The sequence below is a fragment of the Paenibacillus sp. FSL F4-0100 genome, assembly GCF_037993005.1.
Taxonomy (GTDB): domain Bacteria; phylum Bacillota; class Bacilli; order Paenibacillales; family Paenibacillaceae; genus Paenibacillus_AQ.
Genome location: NZ_CP150303.1, coordinates 3,480,320 through 3,495,712, shown reverse-complemented (window position 1 = coordinate 3,495,712; position 15,393 = coordinate 3,480,320). Strand labels below are relative to the sequence as shown.

Here is a 15,393-nt window from a genome sequence, read left to right as displayed (position 1 = left end):
TTTATGACAATAACGGAAAATAACCATGTCTTTGGATATTTTGACCATAGTCCCAATAAAAAAAAGCCGCGTTTTCACGCGGCAACTGACGTTTAATCCCACCAAAAATACCAGATATCGTGCTTCATTAAATAGTCCGCATAATGCCCAAGCGTCGAAAACCCGTCCATGACATATTGGCAGAAAATAAAGTGCTCCTTGGCGAGCCGTAATGCTTCATCATGCGTTTGGGGTCGTTTGCCGGCCTGAAGAATCCAGGTATCTTCCGAAACGGCCACAATTTTAATCTGATACTTCTACTGAAAATGCTTAAAAATCACCGACTGATACTCGGGCAACGGACATTCGTTATAACCTCCCATCGGAACCCACAGCGGCGCTTCATATCCGGCTTCGGCCGGCAGCGTCAGCAGGATCACCTGCTCGTCCTCTTCCACCTTTCCCTGTACCCATGTCGTATTCCAGTCAAAGGGCTCGGTATCCGATTCGCCAAACTCTTCGTTAAGCATTTCGCTGCCCTCCCATAATAATGAATAGGCACGATATAATTCCTCAAAGCTCTTCCCTTCTAATTCTTCCGGTTCCAGCGCAATATCCGTATAGGATAATCGCGAAGCAACGATTTTTCCCAATACATCTTTCATGCTTAAACGCTGAACCTTCTCCAGTTCCTTATTCACGTATTCAGAAAGGGATTCTTCTTCGCAGATTTCCTCCATCATTTCCACCAGATTGTAGCCGGGAGCGATGAGAATCTTGTGCTCCTCTTCCTTTGGGACAGGGAGCGTTAAGCTGTCCAGATCTAAAACTTCAATATCACATTCACTTAAATAATGGGAAAGCTCTTCAATCATATGTACTCCTCCATCCTGACGGATTTGAAACCAGTATTAGTACTTATCCTTGATTTTACAAATGTTAGAACCATTTTCATAGTCGCAAAAAATCAATATAAAGAGGACGAGAGTAAAACTCGTCCTCTTTATATTGAACAGCCATGTCCAGTGCAGTATTCTATTCATTCACGGTCAGAACCGCCGTTGTTTCGTCTGACCATTCGCCGACCGGTTTAATCGTATAAGTCGTTCCTGGCTTCAGTTTGCCCTCCTGCGTCAGATCGAACACGCCAACGGCACCTTTGCGGCTTGAATATTTATAAGCTGCTATCTGCTTGCCGCCTTCTGCGTCAATCAATTCGATGCTCCGTCCGGAGAAGAGCTCGTCTCCAGGGTCCTCGGATAATGTAATGGAAACGGAACTGTCACTGATCACCACGGCTCCGATGATCTTCAGCGGTTCGAAACTCTCCGCTACGAAAGTCGGGTTTGCAATCTGTGCCCAATCTGAGGTAACGGTATAGGTAACTCCCGGCGTCAGTGTCTGGCCTTCAGGTAAACGGAATTTCGGCTCTTGTTTGCCATCCGTGGACTGGGTGAAGGGTACATATTTTGCCACGATAGGTTGTCCGCCTGCAGGCGTAATCGTCACTTCTCTGGCTTGACCAGAGGATATGATCTGATAGACTTTTCCATCGGCGCTGTTGTTCTCATCCAATACGAATGCATTGGCTCCGCGGCCTCCACTATAAGCGGAAATAACATAACCATAGTCAACGACACCATTCTCTTTAAGTGCCTCCAACTCAAACGTATCCTGAGCGACTTGTCTAGCCTCTGTCATGTCCAACTTCGTGCTATTACCTGTAAATATGCCTGCTGTATTCCCTTTATAGGTAAGCGTATAGGATGTACCCGGTTTTTGAACGGAGGTTGGGACGATGTAAGTGGAAATTGAGCCCGTCTTCAAACGCGGCATGTTGGTGATTTCAAGCCCGTTGTTAAATTTAAAATCTTCTTTGGCTTTTGCAAACGCCTCATTATCTGCCGTCAAAGGAGCATCGAAGGTAACGATCATGGTGATGGCATTCAGTGCGCGGACACTCGTGATGTTGGCTTTTTCAGACGGAATTGCCTCATGGGCAATGCTTATTAAGTAGGCAGCTTGACCACGTGTGGTATGGCCTTCCTCAGAATAAAAACGCTTCGCCCATTCATCCACGGACTTCACATCTCGTTTCAGAGCCTTAGATACCATTTGTACCAGGTCGGCATGGGTAACGATTCCCCGAGGATCAAAACGTCCCTCCGGTGCCTGCATAATATCTTGTGCTACCAACTCAGCTGCGTACCGTTCATACCACGCGTTTGAATTCACATCCGTGAAACTTGGCTTTGTATCTCCTTTGCCTTCAAGTCCAAACGCAAGCACAAGCATTTTTGCCAGCTCTGCCCGCGTAATGGGACTGGTTATCCCCATCGTGCCATCCTGGTAACCCTGCATCACGCGAAGCTGGGACAGCACTTGAGTGGCTTGCTCTATATCCTGTGCAACGAGCGGGGCTCCCGCAGCCTCGGTCTGCAGTACATGAAACGGAAGCGAAGCCGTTCCCAGGGCAGCCGCCACCATCATGGCCGCCAGTTTATTAGAATATGTTTTCATTTGTAAACCCTCCCTCAATCGTTGAAATATGAACGTTGATCGTCATATCTCCATGATAGAAGAGAGTCCTAAACTCCCAAGAAAGCTGGGATTAAGCATTTCGAAAACTTTTATTAACAAATTATAAATTGTTTAGACCGAAAAGCGATAGCCAGCCCCCCACACCGTTTCAATAAACTGTGGATTGGATGGATCCAGTTCCATCTTTTCGCGCAGCTTGCGGACATGGACGGTTACGGTTGCAATATCCCCGCTGGAATCCATGCCCCAGATCCGTTCAAACAGTTCTGTTTTGTTAAACACCCGGTTCGGATGGCTTGCCAGAAATTCAAGCAAGTTAAACTCCCGGGTCGTAAACGTGACTTCCTGATTGCGTACGAACACCCTTCGCGCCGATTTGTCGATGACCAAGCCGCGAATATTAATTTCTGAGCTTGGACTTGGGCTTTGCTTGCCCATAAGCCTCACATATCTCATCAGATGGGCCTTGGCTCTTGCGACTAATTCGCTCGGGCTGAACGGCTTGGTAATGTAATCGTCGGCACCGAGATTAAAGGCACGGATTTTATCGATCTCCTCATTTTTAGCAGAAACGATCAGAATCGGAACCTCCTTGTTCTTCCTGATATGGCTGCATAATTCATAGCCATTCATTCCGGGAAGCTGCAGGTCGATAATGATAAGACTGTAGTCCTCGTTAAGGGCAAGTTTCAGCCCCTCATTGCCTGTATGGCATAAATCTACCAGAAAACCGTTCAACTCAAAATAATCCCGCTCCAACTGAGCGATCGTCGTCTCGTCTTCAATGATGAGAATGCGTGTGGTCATGGATTACACTGCCTCCTTTGTCGCTCGTTTGAGGGTAAAGTACAGACTGGTGCCGATGCCGGGCTCGCTTTCCACCCAAATCGTACCCCCGTGTCCCTCGATGATCTGGCTGGTAATTGCAAGCCCCAGGCCGCTGCCGCCCGTTGAAGAATTGCGGGATGGCTCCGCACGATAAAATCTTTCGAATATATAAGGGATCGCTTCCGGCTCGATGCCCATCCCATTATCCCGTATTTCAACCGTCACCCATCCCGGAGAAAGCTGAGTGGAGACACATATGGTTTTGTCCTGCTTGTCCATGAATTTTTGGGCATTTTCGATGATATTGAGCAACGTTCGTTTTAATTTTTCCAGATCGGCAATGACCTCGACAGACTGACCGGTACGTTCCTTCCACTCCAACCGTATCCCCTTTTCCTCCAAAACATAGCGCTGCTCATCGATGCAATCGTCTATAAAACCGATGATATCGACATGCTCAAACATGAACGGAACCTGCTTTAAATCTAGCTTGGAATACAGAAACAACTCATTCACAAGTTTATCCAGATCGGTGGTTTTGGTATAGATAATGTTCACGTATTTATCCATTTTCTCCGGCGTATCTGCAACGCCGTCACGTATACCTTCGATATACCCTTTAATATTCGTTATGGGCGTGCGCAAATCATGAGAGATGTTGGAGATTAGTTCTTTCCGATTCTCTTCGTCCTGAAGCCGGAGTTGAATCGACTCATGCAGACGCTTCCGCATATTCTCAAACGTCTCGTTCAACTGGCCGATTTCGTCCTTGGAATGCAAATCCAGAGAAAACTGGAGATTTCCCTCCTTGATGTGTTCCGCCGATTTTCGAAGCAAATCAAGCGGTTTGACCACGCTGCGCGTGATCCAGCGATATAACAATACATTTGCAACCACAACGATGCCAACGAGACTCAAGACAAGAATGGGCAGCAGCTTGCGCGTGACTTCACCGAAAGGACTTCGCTCTCGAATCACAAACACACTGCCTCTGGCACCGTCCGAATACCGGAAATCATATTTGGCATAAGCATAAAACCGTTCACCGATGTTAAGGGTATTACGAATCTGATGGTTGTTCAGGTCATATGGAGGCAGACTCGCTTCCAATTCAGGCTGGTTCATCGTATTGGACTCAAAGATCTGGTCGTTATCCCTCCGGACATACAGACCCGCTCGTACGGTTCTCAGCTTAAAATCATATTCCGATAGCAGCTCTTTGTTCTGCAGCTCATCCGGTTCGTTCTTGGCAAGATATTTTAATTCGAGGAATATAGACTCCTCTTCTTCCGTGAGCGGGTTAATCTGATAGTGCACTTTATAAAAATCCCGAATACCGTGAATATCGCCTGTGGCCGCAATGGTGAACAAACTCGCAGTCAAGACAAAGACCAGCAAGCTAATGACCAGCATACCGGTATAGGACAGCAGCAATTTAATCCGAATGGACATAAAATTCGCCTAAAACGAACCGGAAACGATGTTCCCCTGAAACATCGTCGCTACACGTTTGGATCTTCTCGCAACGGCTTCAGCGGAACAAGAAGCTTCAACAAATACGATGCTGGCAACGTCTCCAACCTGCGGCCATTCCTGCTCCCCATCATGATTAAGCGGTGTGGTCCCACCGGTAATATATTGGAGCGCTTGCGCTAACGCGCGTTCATCCACCCATCCGGATATTTCCGCCAATCGGCCGACACGCTCCAGCACATCCCCATTTCCGAAGGGTGACCACACATCAAAAATGTTGTCGCATCCGACGGCCACTTCTACACCGCGCTCTTGCAGCAAGACAACCGGCGGAAACTTGCGGCCAATCGGCACACTCGTAATAATGGCGACCCCCGCATCAGCGAGCAAGTCCCCCATCTCTTGCGCTTGGGACGGCGGAATATCACCCAATCCGAAGGCATGGCTAATCGCCACCTTGCCTTGCAGTCCCGCTTCAATGGTTAACTGAGCTAATCGCTTCATGGTGAAGATCCCCAGTTGATTGGCATCGTGCAGATGCAGGTCGATGCCTGCATTGGCTTCAACTGCGAGCCCCACCAGTTCCTGTAAAGACGCTTCGATATCGCAATCCACCGTAGCCGGGTCAACGCCGCCGACCAGGTTTGCTCCATTGCGAAGTGCTTGTCTCACTAACTCCGTTGATTTCGAGTGCAGCAAACCATGTTGCGGAAAAGCAACGATCTCATAAGATAACTTTCCTTCAAATGCGCGTAATGCTTGTTGAACCGCTTCTAAATTATCTAATCCCACTTCCGGATATATATCGACATGCGTACGCACATGCGTCACGCCGGACTTCAGGTAAATATCAAGCAGCCGTTCCGCACGGTCCTGCGTCAAGGTATCCAGTGAAGGAAGTGTCGCTTTCTCGATCGCCAAACGCTCGAAAATACTGGAAACCGGCGTAACCGAACGCCATCGGTCACCAAGCAGCGTTTTATCCAAATGGCAGTGCTTCTCGATAAAGGATGGCAGAAGCAATAAGCCCTTCACATCGTGCTGCGGCCATTGGTCTGTTAGGGTTGTATTCGAAGCTACGATCTTCGCGATTTTTCCATTTTCTATGAATATGTGGCGAATCTCCGTCTTTGTTCCCGTAATTACGCCATCTTGAACTTCATAACCGCTCTCTAACCGGGCATTTGTTAACCAAAATGCTGAACTCATATCCATCATTCCTCTCTCCAATTACTAGATATACGAACATGCTATCACAGGAAAAATGATATGGATAATATCAAAAAAATAGGATTTGCTTATGTTTTACATATACATAAAAAAAGAAAAGCCACCCGATAGGATGACTCTTCTAATGAATTCATTGGCAATAGACTTAATGTTAAAATTTTATGGCCCTTGTCGCAATGAAACTGTTTGCATAACGATCCAACAGTCTCTTGCCTCCGAACGAATCCTCATAGAAACCGCCAATCATAAACCCTGCTCGGATCTGACCTCCCATTTGCTGCTCCAGAGTATGTCCGAATTCCAATGATACCCCGGTTCTCACGATCTCTTCTTCCGACGCATAATCCAGTTCCGAATATGGAAGGGTGTGTTTCACCTGAAGTATCCCCTTCTCTTCCAGTTCCCAGTCGAATAAGTAGAAGGCCGGGTTCATAAAGCCGCTTATCATAATACCACCAGACTTCAACACACGGTATGCTTCCTGCCAGACCGGCTGAATATCAGGCACAAAAAGGTTAGATACCGGATGAACGATCAAATCAAAGCTCTCCGAATCAAACATGCTTAAATCCGTCATCGAACCAAGAACTGTCCGAATGGGCAATCCATCCCTTTTAGCAACAAAGCGATCCTGTTCCAATTGGGATTCGGAGAAATCCAATACAGTTACCTTCGCTCCCGCAGCGGCCAACACGGGTCCCTGTTGTCCCCCTCCAGAAGCTAAACAGAGCACATTCTTTTCGCTTAGTTCAGGAAACCATTCTTTGGGCACAGGCTTGGTAGCGGTAACGATAATTGACCAATCGCCCATTCTGGCGTTCTGGATTTCCTCGCTGCTTACAGGAACCGTCCACTGATTTTTCTGTTTTACTTTAAGCTCCCAACTGTCTAGGTTATGCTTGATAATCTCCATATGTAAATTCTCCTCTTATTGATTCATCAGCTTCATTCTTTATTCATGGACCTTTGGCCCAGCCAGGCCTGAAACTGCTCCGGTGTCCTTATGTTTTCTTCCAGAACCGCTGTATAAATATCGTAGCTTCTTACAGTCTTGCCATATTCATCACGGCTTGCCCAATCACTTTTGATTTGCAAAATAGCTTCCCGGCGTTCCTGAGTCAGCTGTTCAGGCATCGTGACGATATGTTTCAAGTCGGGTTGTCTCTCCGGTTCATCCACGAACCAAATGTCCATCTTCCACTCCTTCCCTCGTTGAGACTTATACTTTAGGCCAATGTACAATCCATCGGGATAAGCGGGATCCGTATTGTAAACTCCGGTATCGTTGATGAACTTCAGCTCCCGCACACCAGCATGCAGCATGAGTTCCGATGCGATTTGTGCAGTTAATTGTTGATTCAGCCGAGAACATTTTACCGTCATGTCCAGGTCTCTCCATACCATTAACCCGAGGGCTGAACTGCCGACACGCACCGGTTCGCCTGCTTGACTTAACAACTCGTAAAGTCGAAGTTCATCAGCTACCTCAGAAGCTTCATCCTGAAGAGCTTTTTGTTGCAGTAGAAGTTTGCTTTCCGCCATTTGGTTTCACCTCTAATCCTTATGTTATGTATCTCATATCGTATCACCCGATCATTGTGCATACCAAGGGATTGAATGCTTATAATGAACTTTCACGGATACCGTCTAATTCGTCATCGAACTATACGGAATAAAATATGCGTTCACCCGACAAATACGGCTTACAGTAATCGGCGCACAGCTTCGGCATTCTTTCACGCATCCATGCATGCACGGATTCATTCTCCATTTGAAAGACATAGTATCCGATAATGGCCAGCAGCATGAAGCCTTCTAACCGAACAAGCTTATCTTGTCCCGTATGATCATTGCCATAATACCCTCTCAGGAATAGATTCCGAAGCTCCGAGGGAACCATCATGGCACCCATTGCAACATCTGTGTAATTATAACCTGGTCCGAAAAAACCGAAATCGATAAAACTCAGTTCTCCATCCGAAGTCATGATGATATTCCCCAAGCTTAAATCACCATGGATGAGCCCCCAGGCTTCTTCGTTCCCACGATCCGCAAGCCGCGAGTTAACCAACGATATCGTGTCTTCAATGACGGAAACATCGGAGGAAGTAAACAATTCTTTCGCTAACCCTTGCTTTATAACCCCGATCATATATTGATTGTAGCTAATCCCCTGACTTGGACGTTTATCCATGCCCTCCGGGATGTACTGACCATAGAATCGGTGCAGCTCTGAAACACGAGCCCCCAGCTTCTCGACCATGACCGGGTCGCTTACATCATCCTTATGCAAGTCTCTTCCTTCCAGCCAAGTAAGCACGGAACTATTCCAACGCTTCCCCTCATGTTCGATGATTGTAATCAGCTCGCCTTCCCGATTCCGCAGCGGCCTTTGGACAAGCAGATGATCCCAGCCTGACAAATGCTCCAGCATTTGCAGTTCACCCAGCAGACCGTCATAGGTATGCTGCTGACCTGCCATGCCGTCTTTTATCGGTTGATGAATGCGAAGCAGATATGCACTTCCGTCATGGCCTTTAACCTTATAGGTTCGATTTTCATTATGCCGAATAAACGTGATCTCGGGTTCATGGATGCCGTATTCCTTCAATATTTCTTGCAGCTGTTCATTTTGCATGTGAAACTTCTCCTTATGTAGAAATTCCTACCTATTTTATATAACTATAATCTATTTTTGGGTTATTATCAGATTCGATCTATTCTATTTTGTTTACAATTCAGAAACAAGTCAGAGATTCTAGCGATATAACTCTCTTATATACTGAGAGATAGCTAACGAGGAGGGACTTCACACATGCACAAAAAAATCGTCAAATCCATCATACCTACGGTCATCATCGGTTCCGTTGTCACAAGCCTAGCCTTATCCAGTTTTCTAAGCAGCACCGGCATTGGCAAGGCGGAAGCTGCCGCAGCAGCTTCTTCCAGCTTATCATTTACGAAGTTTTTGGAAAACAACGCTCCTAACCGAACTTTAAAAACGGTTCGCGGTTTAAATTCGGTCACCAATCTATCAAGCACCGTTGTACTTGTCAACAAGCAAAGAAATCTACCATCGAGTTATGTTCCGCAAGACTTGGTTGTACCCCATATTCCGTTCAGCTTCTCGGGACCAAGTCCCAAAAAACAGATGAAAAAAGTAGCGGCATCTGCGCTGGAAAAATTGTTTGCGGCAGCCAAGAAAGACGGGATCGATCTCAAAGCCGTATCGGGCTACCGGTCCTATGCCACTCAAAAAGCCATATTCGAACGCAACGCCCGTAATAAGGGCGAGGCCGTCGCCAACAAAACAAGCGCGCGTCCGGGACAAAGCGAGCATCAGACCGGACTGAGCATGGATATATCCAGTGCTTCCGTAGGATATGCGTTGGAGCAAAGCTTCGGAAATACCAAGGAAGGCAAATGGCTGAAAGCCAATGCACCGAAATATGGATTTATCATTCGTTACGGAAAAGGCAAGGAGAAATTAACCGGCTATTCTTATGAGCCTTGGCATGTTCGTTACGTTGGTGTCTATATTGCGGGAGAAATCACGAGACAAAACCTCACGCTTGAGCAGTATCTGGGCCAATCCCAATAATCGAAATTTCAAGAAACGGACCATAACGGGTCCGTTTTTTTTGCCTGCTGTCTCTTCCTGGCTCAAGCTTTTGAGGTACATTCGCATATTTTATCCCTTTTCCGACGGACAACGTACTCCGTATGGACTAAGCACGTACATTAACACCAGTAGACAGGTTTGAAAGCATACGATTTATCGAAAATGGGGTGAACAACGTGCCTATTAAATCGGGAAAGCAGTATATCGAACGGATTGACCGACGGATTATTAACATTTGGTATAAAGGAGAGCCTATCCAGGGACCTTTATCCGAGCATCCTGCATTCCAAGGTCTTATTCAAACCCAAGCCGATCTTTACGATATGCAATGTGAAGAAAGTTATATCGAACAGATGACTTACCCCTCGCCCGATACGGGAGAACGGGTAGGCTTGTCTTTTCTCCCGCCCAAGAACGCGGAGGATTTGCATAAACGTAGAATGATGATGGAATTATGGGCGAACAAGCATCATGGCTTTTTAGGGCGTTCTCCCGATTATATGAACACTGCGATCATGTCCTTATATACCGCTGCCGATATTCTGGAAGAGCATCATCCGAGATATGCGGAAAATCTCAGGAACTATTATAAGTACTGTCGTGATCATGATATTACATTATCTCACGCCTTCATCCAGCCCTATGCATGTAAAATGTCCGGTCAGCAAGATGCTGCTGAAGACACTGTCGCGGCTAAAGTGGTAGAGATTAACGATGAAGGAATGATCATAAGCGGGGCATTCCTGATGGCAACACAAGGAGCTACTTGCGAAGAAATGCTGGTATTCCCGACACCTTCGCCAACGATGTCCCAGGATGTGAATCCTTCTGCGTTTGCATTTGCGGTTCCCAACGATTTACCGGGCATGACTTTTATATGCCGTGAAAGCTACGGTGCCACTTCTTCCTATGATTATCCCCTCAGCGCAAGATACGAAGAGATGGATACACTTGTCGTCTTCGACCGCGTGCTTGTCCCCCATGACCGGTTCTTTTACTATGGGGACGAGACTTACGCCGGGCGTTTATTCGGCGAGAGTCACTTTCATACGCATATCGCCCACCAAATGGTCACCCGTTTCATCGTTAAAACCGAATTCATGCTCGGCTTGCTGGAATCCTTGGCAGATGAACAGAACGTTGGACTCGAGCCTCATATGGTCTCGAATGTTTCAAAAATGATTGCATTTCTGGAGACCTTCAAAGCATTAAGATTGGCGTCCGAGCAGGGTGCCAGCCAGGATCAATTCGGATATTTCGTTCCTGCCGCCAGTCCTCTTCTCGCATCCAGCATCCTCTTCCCCAAATTCTATCCCGAGATGGTAGAGATGATTCAGCTGCTAGGCTCCAGCGGCCTGATTATGATCCCTTCCGAATTGGATTTTCATTCGGAATCAGGCCCCTACCTTAATCAATATTTAAAAGGATCCACGACGGAAGCTTGGGATCGTATCGCATTGTTCAGGCTTGCATGGGAGCTTGGTGCTAGCTCGTTCGGTGGTCGGCAAACCCAGTTTGAACGTTTCTTCTTCGGAAATGCGCAGACGGCAGCCTATCGGATGTATAACCATTTTGAGCAGCATGAGCAGCTTCGTAACAGGATTCACGATTTTATTAATAAAAACAATACCTCTTCATAACTTGACCGGCGGATGATCGTGCATATATAAAAAAAGATGCGAGTTAATAAACTCACACCTTTCCGTTTTGTTTTTCATGATGGGCACAATTAACTCATGAATGAGAATGCAGTCTCAATCTGAACCGATATTTCATATCGTCTTCGAACCACATCATAAAGTTCGTACCCCACACGTTATTGTGCAGATTGAAATGGAATCCACCGGTCAATGAAGCATAGGAGTTGTCGAATTGCAGCAAACGCGGTTCCCCCGGGCACACTAGCGGCGCGTCCAAGGTTTCAATGACCACCGTTCCGTCCGCCCCCTCATAATATAGGCCGGAATCGACACCATGCATGTTCCGGTTACCGTCCTTCACGACGAATAACGGAGATATACGCTGTCCCAGCTTATCCATCATCCATGCGTTGGGATTATCCACAAGGGGCGCAAACGAGAACCAGCTTGCTTCCGGAAGACGACAGGCTGGTTTGCCCTTCCAGCTTAGACTTACCTCTATGACGGGCTCATTCGCAAGAAAGGTATAGATTACGTTCAATCGGCGCGGAGCCCCATACTGCTTACTGAGAATCTCCGGCAGCTTCATTTCCACTGTTACGATATCATAATCGGCACACCTCTTCAGGTGTATCGTCCGCATGGATGCCGTATACCGCCGATGTTCCGGCCGCGGTTTGACATATTCGATTCCCGGCTTGCCGAAGTCGTTGTCCGCCCAGCCGTGATGAATATCCAGATTGGTCACATATTCTTTAAAGAAGCGATCATAGTTTTCTTTGCTGAAGGTTTCATACCTATAAGTGCCAAGTCTCTGATGTTCGTCCGCCCATTCCTTCCCGGATCGATCCATCAATCGGTTTATCGAGCCGTCGGCAGCGAAGCTTACCTGAAACTGCCCTAATTCATAAAGCTCGTTCATATCGATCGGCTGCTTGCACTGCATCGGCTCCGAGTCTGGGACGGTTTGATGCCGACTCATCCGATCCAGCTCTATTCGCGCTTCAGCTGCCAACCCCTTCGGCAGCGATTGAACGGCCTCCTCAAGATAATCCCGTTGTTCCTGCCAAGAGCTCTCGTAATGGCTGTACGACCGAGTACCATTCGCCTGCTGGCATAGGTAATCGAATTTCCTCAGTTGATTGTCTTCAACGACATCCCGCGCTCTTGCAGCGGCTAGATCGCCAGTGGAATAATTAACGAAATCGACGAGATAGACGGAATTGTTCAGCCCCCAGGTATGCTCGGGGATCAACATCAGGCGATTGCAAAATCGAGCGTACGCATCACCGTCCTTGTCCAATTGACCGGATTCGATCCAGCGATCCCGAAGCCTTAGCAATTCACGGTAACGGGCGATTTTCCAAGGATCTGAGGCAATACCGTGTATCCACGAATCCCCGATTTCTTCGCTCACGACAGGCAATCGGTCCTTTACGGTTTGAAGCCGCCGGGCAAATGCATCAAGTGTCGAGGCCATGATTTCCGCCCCTGGATAATCCCGCTCCAACTGTTCAAATAAAACACGAATCTCCTCCATTGTGGATGGACCATGGTTATCATGCGTATGGGCAAAATACAAAGCGTCCTCCAGCCCTTCCATTTGAAACGGTTTGCCGTAACTATCTGCATAATGAACGATGATCTCCGAACCGTCGGAAGCACGCCATACAAACATCTCCGGCACCTTGGGATTTTTGGACACCATATTAACGCCCAAATGCAAATATTGAATGCCGTGTTTAACCAGTAAGGGGATCATTGCAAGGGTATGACCCGGAACATCCGTCATTTTAGCGGCAATCGTGGTTTTTCCATACTTTTGGTCCAAGTCGCCCGAAATGGACATTCCGAATTCGAATAGCCGGGCATCCATGATTTCCGTATGCGTCGTAAACGGCAGCCCATGCCAAACGATCCGTCCCTCCGCAATGGCCTTTTCCATACGCGTCCGCATGTCAGGAGCAGAGGCTCCCAAAAACTCATGAATTAACCATGAGCCGGTCGTCCATACGAATTTTACGTTCCCCTCTTCGTTAGCCAGCTGCTCGGACAATTCCAAAGCCCGGGGTATAAAATGCTCCATATAACGCTCGATTACGTTCTTTCCGATATCGGTAAACCCGATGTCCAGATGGGTCTTGAACACGACATGAACTCTTTTGATTGATGTTGCCATGCATGACTGCTCCTTTCAACAATAAACGGCTAATGCCGAACTTTGAGCCTCATTTTACTAGAGCGCATCGCACAAGTCTTTGCATGAAAGGGTCATGCTTTTGCAAAAAAAGGACACCTGCTCATGAATCACATCGAATTCTAGACATATAAAAAGACCCCTCGTTCCCATCAGGAATAAGAGGTCTTCGGACCGCATGCGGATATCAGAAAGTGCTCGCCTTCGTTGTGTCCGGACACCATCTGGCCGGTCGATAATATCGAATCAGGACATCCGTCGCCTCCGGGGTCCGCAGATGGGTAAGCGTTTCGAAGGCATACGCCCTTACATAACGGTCCTTGCTGTGCAGCGCTTGCTCAAGCGAATGGATCACGATGGGAACATCCGTGGCTTTGGCGGTGCGAAGCAGCGACAGGGCAGCAGTATATCCCATTTTATTTAGGATATAGCTCTGCTGGCTGATGTCCGTATCATCGGGACCCGCGGCTTCTCTTTCTTCCTCTTGCAGAAGCGACTGCTCCAATACGTTTGCCAAGGCCTGGCACACATCGCCTGCCTCCCTCCCCATTATACCCAGCGCTTCGACTGCATTTCGACGGACCCAATCGCTCGGATCCTGCAAGCACGCTTTCAATGCAGACACCGCCTCATTCGACGAAGGGACGATCATGCCAAGTACGAAAACAGCAAGCGCCCTGCGCTTCTCGTTTGCGTGTTCCAGCAGTGCAAGCAGTCCTGGAACGGCTCCAGCGCCGGCACCTTGCAGTCCGTAAGCCGCTCTCTGCGCGATTTGCGTTGTTCCTTCGGACATGCGGCAAATCAATTCATTGATCCCTGCGGAACCCATTCGGCCAAGCGCATAACTTACATTCAAAGCTACCGGTTCCCTATCATTCAACATTTGGCCTAGTTCAGGAGCCAACGAAGCGGCCTTTTCTCCTAGCAATCCAGCTTGATCCGCGGCCCTTGCGCGAACGGTCTCGTCCTCGGACTTTAGTTCTTCTGCCAATTGCTCTACTTGGGCTTGGTCTCCCGTTGCAGAGGGCATCCCCTGACCCGGTTCGCCGCGCATCCAGTTCCATATACCTCTCCATAGATTCAAATGCACGTAAGGTGTTCCGCCCGTAAGGCTCATCTCTTTCTCTCGATGATTCCAGCTCGGCGATTCCGGCGCACGCAATCGAACGAATTGAAACTTTAACATGTATCGATCCATGTCAGACACGTTCAACGAAGCTTTGTGCCATAAATCAAAATGAACCAGGACCATTGTTCCCGCTTTGCCAGTCGGCAGCAGCGTCTCGCCTTGATCGCCTACAAACTTTTCGTAATATGCGGTACCGGGCATGATGGTGGTCGGTCCCATTTCCTCGGTGATATCCTGCATGTAATAAAAAATCATCGCCCACCAGGGCCGATGGCTGCGCATGCTGGACCAGTAACCGTCTTTGTGCCACTGCCCGCCTCCCGGCAGCGGATCGCCCGGCTGATTATAATGACAATGCCGATGCGGGTGCATATAGTAATCCGGTCCGAGAACACTCGTCAAAGCTCCTTTAACGACCGGCGTTTCGAAGAACTGCTGGATCTCGGGCACACGGGGCAGAATGTTATTGCCGGGATTTCCTTCCTCGTGCAATACAACATTAATTTTATCCCTGACGGCGTCATGAAGCTGATCCGGCAATTCGTTGTGAAGCACCACATACCCCTTCGTAATAAATTGAATTATTTGTTCATCCGTCAATAGACATTGATAATCCAACATCTCAATTCCCTCCTCATGCATGAAATGAATTCAGTGTTAGTATAGCAATGGTGACGATCGCTGTATTTACATAAACGTCAGGCTTTTGTACAATCGTCATGCGAATATCTATAGAATCTTATCTTATAAGGAT

General features: G+C 47.7%; 13 protein-coding genes. 2 read left to right on the top strand and 11 right to left on the bottom strand.

What is annotated here, in order from left to right:
• Positions 1-92: 92 nt before the first annotated feature.
• From MHH48_RS15855 to MHH48_RS15815, 9 genes are all read right to left on the bottom strand, one after another.
• Complete coding sequence (locus MHH48_RS15855) at positions 93-278, bottom strand: DUF4253 domain-containing protein (protein WP_340390695.1); 186 nt, start codon at positions 276-278, stop codon at positions 93-95.
• A gap of 18 nt (positions 279-296) precedes the next feature.
• The gene (locus MHH48_RS15850) at positions 297-854 is read right to left on the bottom strand and encodes a DUF4253 domain-containing protein (protein WP_256720571.1); all 558 of its coding nucleotides are present in this window, start codon (positions 852-854) and stop codon (positions 297-299) included.
• 160 nt (positions 855-1,014) lie between these two features.
• The gene (locus tag MHH48_RS15845) at positions 1,015-2,499 is read right to left on the bottom strand and encodes an S-layer homology domain-containing protein (RefSeq protein WP_076323248.1); all 1,485 of its coding nucleotides are present in this window, start codon (positions 2,497-2,499) and stop codon (positions 1,015-1,017) included.
• 132 nt (positions 2,500-2,631) lie between these two features.
• Positions 2,632-3,327 carry a response regulator transcription factor gene (locus tag MHH48_RS15840; protein WP_076323247.1) on the bottom strand — a complete coding sequence of 232 codons (696 nt, stop codon included), beginning with the start codon at positions 3,325-3,327 and terminating at the stop codon, positions 2,632-2,634.
• A 3-nt stretch (positions 3,328-3,330) separates the two neighbouring features.
• Positions 3,331-4,800, bottom strand: coding sequence for a HAMP domain-containing sensor histidine kinase (locus MHH48_RS15835; RefSeq protein ID WP_076323246.1), 1,470 nt, complete (start codon positions 4,798-4,800; stop codon positions 3,331-3,333).
• A 9-nt stretch (positions 4,801-4,809) separates the two neighbouring features.
• Positions 4,810-6,030, bottom strand: coding sequence for an amidohydrolase (locus tag MHH48_RS15830; protein WP_076323606.1), 1,221 nt, complete (start codon positions 6,028-6,030; stop codon positions 4,810-4,812).
• Between the two features lie 172 nt (positions 6,031-6,202).
• Positions 6,203-6,964, bottom strand: a complete 762-nt coding sequence (locus MHH48_RS15825) for a class I SAM-dependent methyltransferase (RefSeq protein ID WP_076323245.1) — start codon at positions 6,962-6,964, stop codon at positions 6,203-6,205.
• 32 nt (positions 6,965-6,996) lie between these two features.
• A complete protein-coding gene (locus tag MHH48_RS15820) occupies positions 6,997-7,593 on the bottom strand; it encodes a hypothetical protein (protein WP_076323244.1) in 597 nt (198 codons plus the stop codon).
• 121 nt (positions 7,594-7,714) lie between these two features.
• Positions 7,715-8,689, bottom strand: a complete 975-nt coding sequence (locus tag MHH48_RS15815; RefSeq protein WP_076323243.1) for an aminoglycoside phosphotransferase family protein — start codon at positions 8,687-8,689, stop codon at positions 7,715-7,717.
• Between the two features lie 177 nt (positions 8,690-8,866).
• Here MHH48_RS15815 and MHH48_RS15810 point away from each other — a divergent pair, with 177 nt between their 5' ends.
• Both MHH48_RS15810 and MHH48_RS15805 read left to right on the top strand, forming a co-directional pair.
• Positions 8,867-9,652 carry a M15 family metallopeptidase gene (locus MHH48_RS15810; RefSeq protein ID WP_076323242.1) on the top strand — a complete coding sequence of 262 codons (786 nt, stop codon included), beginning with the start codon at positions 8,867-8,869 and terminating at the stop codon, positions 9,650-9,652.
• Between the two features lie 197 nt (positions 9,653-9,849).
• A complete protein-coding gene (locus tag MHH48_RS15805; protein WP_076323241.1) occupies positions 9,850-11,313 on the top strand; it encodes a 4-hydroxyphenylacetate 3-hydroxylase N-terminal domain-containing protein in 1,464 nt (487 codons plus the stop codon).
• Positions 11,314-11,407: 94 nt separating this feature from the next.
• Here MHH48_RS15805 and MHH48_RS15800 read toward each other — a convergent pair whose 3' ends face one another.
• Together MHH48_RS15800 and MHH48_RS15795 are read right to left on the bottom strand one after the other, a co-directional pair.
• Positions 11,408-13,492 (bottom strand): DUF5054 domain-containing protein, encoded by a 2,085-nt coding sequence (locus tag MHH48_RS15800; protein ID WP_076323240.1) that lies wholly within the window; start codon positions 13,490-13,492, stop codon positions 11,408-11,410.
• Positions 13,493-13,697: 205 nt separating this feature from the next.
• On the bottom strand, positions 13,698-15,260 hold the full coding sequence (locus tag MHH48_RS15795) for a HEAT repeat domain-containing protein (protein WP_076323239.1): 1,563 nt from the start codon (positions 15,258-15,260) through the stop codon (positions 13,698-13,700).
• Positions 15,261-15,393: the final 133 nt, after the last annotated feature.